This window comes from Poinsettia branch-inducing phytoplasma str. JR1, assembly GCF_000309465.1.
In the GTDB taxonomy this organism is placed as follows: Bacteria; Bacillota_I; Bacilli_A; order Acholeplasmatales; family Acholeplasmataceae; genus Phytoplasma; species Phytoplasma pruni.
The window spans coordinates 1-984 of sequence record NZ_AKIK01000085.1 but is presented as its reverse complement, the minus strand read 5'-3'; the positions used below and the strand labels follow the sequence as shown (position 1 = coordinate 984).

The window sequence follows — 984 nt, the reverse complement described above, 5'->3', positions numbered from 1 at the left end:
TATCATATTCGTAAATATTACCATCTAAATCAATCTTTTTTACTAATTTATGAGTAAATAAATTATAATATTCTATTTCACCATTATTTCTTTTTAATTCATAAGGAGCGCTTTTTAAATGGTCATTTTCTTGTTTTAATTTTATATTTTCTTCTTTTATATCATTATTTAATTTTTTTGCCTCCTCATTAATATTTACATCTAAAACTTTTCTTCTTTCTTCGGTTTCTAAATGATATTGATAAGCCATACTACCAATCCACAAAACAAAAAATAATAATGTTGCAGTAATAATAAGAAAAGGAACTATTCTCCAATGTCTACCTTTCCATTCAAATGTACTCATAATTAAATTCTCCTATCTAATTTTTAAATAATGTAAAATTTATTTTTTTTAAATCTCAATTTTAGCATCTTTTAATTCTTGAACTGTATATTTAGCAAATTTAAATTTTAAATCCCCAATTGTATATCCGCCATTTAATAATTCCTTATCTGTAAATCCGGCAGCTGTTAATTCTTGAATTATATATCCGGCATATCTTAATTTATAAACTGACCATCCTGCATCTTTTAATTGTTTTAATTGTTTAATTCTTTTTATTTTTTCTGAAATTTCAACCAGTTCTGGTGGTCTAATAGGTTCTGGTGGTTTAATAGGTTCTACGCCTTTCATAGGCATTATAACTTCAATAGGTCCTATAATTTTAATAGGTTCTGGAACTTTAATAGATTCAACTTTAACAGGTTTTTTTAAAAAAACCAAAAACAATAATGTTGCAGTAGCAATAATAATAAAAGGAATTATTATTAAATATTTTTCTTTCCATTTAAAAGATCTCATCATTAAATTTTTACTATCATAAACCCATAAAAATATAAAATTCATGAAAAAAGAAAAAATAAAACCTAATATTATTATAACTTTTTTTAATAATAATAACCAAATGTTTAAAACAATAGCGATAATATCTAAAATTCTCA

General features: G+C 22.9%; 2 pseudogenes. Both read right to left on the bottom strand.

The window, feature by feature from the left end:
* Window positions 1-346, bottom strand: a pseudogene (locus ON17_RS02050) (DUF2963 domain-containing protein); the annotation flags it as partial.
* Window positions 347-394: 48 nt separating this feature from the next.
* Window positions 395-984, bottom strand: a pseudogene (locus tag ON17_RS03585) (hypothetical protein); the annotation flags it as partial.